Origin of the sequence: Frankia sp. AiPs1, assembly GCF_023716945.1 — a bacterium.
Taxonomy (GTDB): domain Bacteria; phylum Actinomycetota; class Actinomycetes; order Frankiales; family Frankiaceae; genus Frankia.
Map to the genome: position 1 here is coordinate 1 of NZ_JAMQQF010000515.1, position 4,283 is coordinate 4,283.

Sequence of the window (4,283 nt, forward strand, 5' to 3'; positions counted from 1 at the left end):
GCCCGGGGGCCGATCAGCGGGTCCGGCGCGCAGGGCGCCGCCTGGTCACCGGGCACGGCGCGCCCCGGTCGGCCGGGCCGGTCCGCGCCCACGGCGCGACCTGCCGAAGTGGGAGTACTGCTGGGCCGCATCCGCCATCATGCCGAGGCTACCGACCCGATGGCGTCGATGGACGGCGACACCGGTCGGATGAGCGCCACCCTTGTACCCCACCCAGCAGCGGCAACCATGACCGAATGTCATAATTTCCGGACTATTGCCGCTTCGTTCCCATTCTGGCGCAGACCGACGGTCGGTTGCCACCGACGGCCGATCCGGCCCCACCACGCAAGGCCGGCGGATTCCGACGGCAACTGCACAATCCTTCACCGTTCGGTCCGGTCAGGACGTGATTTCCTTCTCCCGCAGCCGCCGGAACCGGCGCCGGCCCAGCCCCACCAGGCGATCGAGAGCAGCCGGCCACAACAAGATCAGTTGTGGAAACCTCCGAGAAACACCACGTAGAGCCACAATGGCCGGCACATTGCGGCCGCTTCATCGTCACCCTCCGGCGCATCAGTCCTTCTAGTATCGATAACGAGGTACCGGTAGAACCGGGTCAACACGACCGGAGTGATCGGTTGGTGGCAGCGTCGCCGCCGCGCGATCGCCGGATCAGCCGGCCATCGATCGCCGCACCAGACCAGACCGGACCGCCGCCGGAGCAGCCGACGGTCACGGAACCCCTCAGGTTGCGTGGTCTCACTGTGCGCCTCCGACGGGTTGCCCCTCGCAACGGACCTCGCCCCTCGCTACCTTGTCGACACGGTCGATGACCGTGGTGTTTTCGGAAGGAAGGACGCGCGGCATGCCGCAGTCGAGCGGATCTTCACCGGGCCGTGGGGCCGACCACGGATCCTCGGGTCCGACCGGTCGCTCCGGCCCTCCCCCGGTCCGGCGAGCAACAAGCGAGTCAATCAGCATCCCGCCGGCCCGCACCCCGCCGGACGATCACCCTGAGGACTACTCACCGGAGCCACCTGCGCAGCCGCCGGTGGACCGGTGCGACCTCGGTCCCATCAGCGCGCCGTCCGCCCAGCGACTCTGGGCCACGGACGACCTCGCGGACCTGGCTCGCTCCTCGGCCCTGTTCAACCAGGATCCGCTCGGCCCCGGGAGCCCGCTCGGCTCCCCGAATCCACTCGGCGCCGCGAGTCCGGTCGGATCCGAGTGGTCGCCGGGCGGCCCGCACCCGTCGTGTGCGGTGCCCTCGACGCACCCCGCCGCACTCACGTTGACGATGTTCGGCGGCCCCTCCGCGTTCGCGCCGACCGCCCCCGGCCACGCGCCCGCCGACGCCGCGCCCCCGGCCACCCGGCCCACGATCCCGGGGGTCTCCGACCGACGACAGTTCCACCGGTACGCGGGCGCGGCGATGATGACCGCGATCCTGGCCGAGGGCCAGATCATGGAGGTCTCCGACGTCCTCGCGGCCAGCCCCATCCAGCTCGCGCTGGAGCGGGCCGACGACATGCTCGGCGACCTCCTCGACGCCCACGAGGCGACCCCACCGGCACACATTTTCGCCCAGACCGCCCGCCTACGCCGAGGGCTGGAGCGGCTCGGCCGCCGCTCGATGCCAACCGGTGACGCCCGTCGCCGCGACGTGCTCACCGGGCGGGTCGCCGTCCTCGGCGCCGACGCGGCCTTCAAACTCGGCGACATCGAAACCGCCCGGTCCCTGACCGCCCTCGGCTTCCAGGCCGGCGGGCTCGCCGGGGAGGGGGCGCTGCGCGGTTCCGCCCGGGAGGTCGCCGCGGTCAACGAGTTCTACGCCGGCCATCCCGACGAGGCCCTCCGCCTCGCCCGCGACGGGCTGACCCACGTCGGCGACGGACCCGTGCGCGCCCGGCTCACCTGCCAGGTGGCCCGCGCCCTGGCCGCCCTCGGCGACGTGCGCGGCGCCGCCCAGGCATTGGACCAGGCCTACGATCTGGCCGATCTGATCCCCCCGGACCACTGGGGACGGCCCGGGCCGAGCTTCGAGAACTTCAACCCGGTCGAGGTGTCCTACAACGCCACCACCGCGCTGTGCCTGCTCGGCCGGCCGCAGGCGGCGCAGGAGCATGCCGAACTCGCCCTGCCGAAGCTCGACGCGATGAACGCCCCCGGCTTCCGTTCGGTGATCCGGCTGGATCTCGCCCTCGCCCTCGCCCGGCAGGGCCGCCTGGAACTCGAACGGGTCTGCGACCTGGCCACCGAGGCCATCCAGATCTCCTGGGGACGCACGGTCGCCTCCGTCTCCGGGCGCGCCGACCAGCTCCTGTCCGCGACCCGTCCGCACAGCGAGGTACGTGAGGTCCGGGACCTCGCCCTCCTCGTCCGGGAATGGCAGCGCTCCGCGGCCGGCCAGCGTCCGGGACCGGGTGCGGTCACCGCACCGGGCCTGACCGTCTGACCCGACACCGGGCCTGACCCTCCGACCTGACACCGGGCCTGACCGTCCGACCCGACCAACCCGCCGGAGACCGGCCCCGCGTGCCGTCGGCGCGATCCGCGACCCGATCCGGCCCCCAGAACCGGTGTCCCTCAATCGGGAGGACCGCGGAGATGGCCGACGACAGTCCGACCTGGAGTCATCCGTCCGGCCCGCCGCGCCGGGCCCGTTTCACGGCGGCGGCCACCCGCCGCGCGGTGGCCGAGCTCGCCGCCCGCGCCGGGCTCGACGACGCTGGCGCCGTCCTGGTCAAACGCACGGTGAACGCCGTGTACCGATTACCCCGCGCGGGCGCGATCATGCGCATCACCGGTTCCGCCGCGATGACGCACCGGGTGGCGAAGGTCGTCCGGGTTGCCGGCTGGCTGGCCGATCGGCGCGCCCCCGCCGTCCGCCTCCTGCCCGGTGTGCCCGCCCCGGTCGAAGCCGGCGGCTTCGTCGCGACCGTCTGGGTCGACGCGACGCCCGCCGGCTCGCCGCCCGCCGGCCCGGCCCCGCGCACCGGGGACCTCGCCGCCTTACTGCGCGCCCTGCACACCCTCGACCCGCCCAGTCCACCGCTGCCCCGATGGGATCCCCTCGACGACGTCCGGCGGCGATTATCGGACGCGGAGACGTTGGCCAGCGCCGACCGCCGGTTCCTGGAACGGATGACCGAACGCGTCGCCGCGGCGCTCGGCACCGTCCGCTACGCGCTGCCGACCGTCGTCGTGCACGGCGACGCCCACCTGGGCAACCTGATCCGGGCGGCGGACGGTCGGGTGCTGATGTGCGACTTCGACGCCACGAGCGTCGGCCCGGCCGAATGGGATCTCGTGCCGGTCGCAGTCGGCCGGATCCGGTTCGGCCACGACCCCCGGGCCCACCGCGACCTGGCCCGCGGGTACGGCTTCGATGTGACGTCCTGGGAGGGCTTCGCCGTCCTGCGGGCCGTGCGCGAGCTGAAGCTCGTCACCAGCGTCCTGCCCGTCCTGGCCAGCAGCGCGACCGTCGCGGCCCAGTTCCGGATCCGGATCGACAGCCTGCGGCACCGGGACCACGACGCCCGTTGGTCGCCATACCGATGATCCTGCTCCCCCGAGGCCGGGCCACCCGGGCCGGCCGGGCCGGCCGGACAAGGACATTCGGGTCCACGGCCGGGTGCACGTGCTGCACGGGCTCGGCGGGATCGGCAAGAGCACCGTTGCCCTCGCCCTCGCCTCGGCCGCGCTCGATCGTGGCGTGCGGACCTGGTGGATCAGCGCCACCCGTCCCGGCGCGGTGCCCGCGGCGATGGCGGCGCTCGCCGTCGAGCTCGGCGCCACCCATCATCAACTGCGCCGGGCCAGCCTGCCCGACCTGGTCTGGCGCCTGCTCGGCGCCCTCGGCCGACCGTGGCTGCTGGTCGTCGACAACGCCGACGATCCCGCCGACGATCTGGGTTCGTCCTCGGGCGACGTGCTTGACGGCACCGGCTGGCTGCGTCCGGTCACCGGGGCGCCGGGGATGGTCGTGGTGACCACCCGCGACGGCGCGGCCTGGTCGCTCGGCTCGCCCGAGGGCCGGACCCCGCCCTGGCTACGCCTACACCGGCTGACTCCCCTCACCGACCACGACGCCGGCCGGGCACTGCTCGACCTGGCCGGCGACGGCCCGGGTTCCGCGCAGGCCGCACAGAGCCTCGGCCGCCGCCTCGGCGGCCTGCCCCTGGCGCTCTCGCTGGCCGGCCAGTTCCTCGCCGAGGCGCGGCGGATGCCGCCGAACTTCGGCGGCTCGGTCGTCCCTCGGACCTACCCGGCGTACGAACAGTCCCTGCGCACCAGCGGTC

The 4,283-nt window shown here is 73.7% G+C and carries 2 protein-coding genes and 1 pseudogene; all 3 read left to right on the forward strand.

What is annotated here, in order from left to right; translation table 11 throughout:
- Positions 1 to 847 precede the first annotated feature (847 nt).
- The gene (locus tag ND748_RS26415; RefSeq protein WP_374216043.1) at positions 848 to 2,437 is read left to right on the forward strand and encodes a hypothetical protein; all 1,590 of its coding nucleotides are present in this window, start codon (positions 848 to 850) and stop codon (positions 2,435 to 2,437) included.
- A 152-nt stretch (positions 2,438 to 2,589) separates the two neighbouring features.
- A complete protein-coding gene (locus ND748_RS26420) occupies positions 2,590 to 3,543 on the forward strand; it encodes an aminoglycoside phosphotransferase family protein (protein WP_251748891.1) in 954 nt (317 codons plus the stop codon).
- Between the two features lie 73 nt (positions 3,544 to 3,616).
- Positions 3,617 to 4,283 (forward strand): annotated as a pseudogene (locus ND748_RS26425) (ATP/GTP-binding protein); the annotation flags it as partial.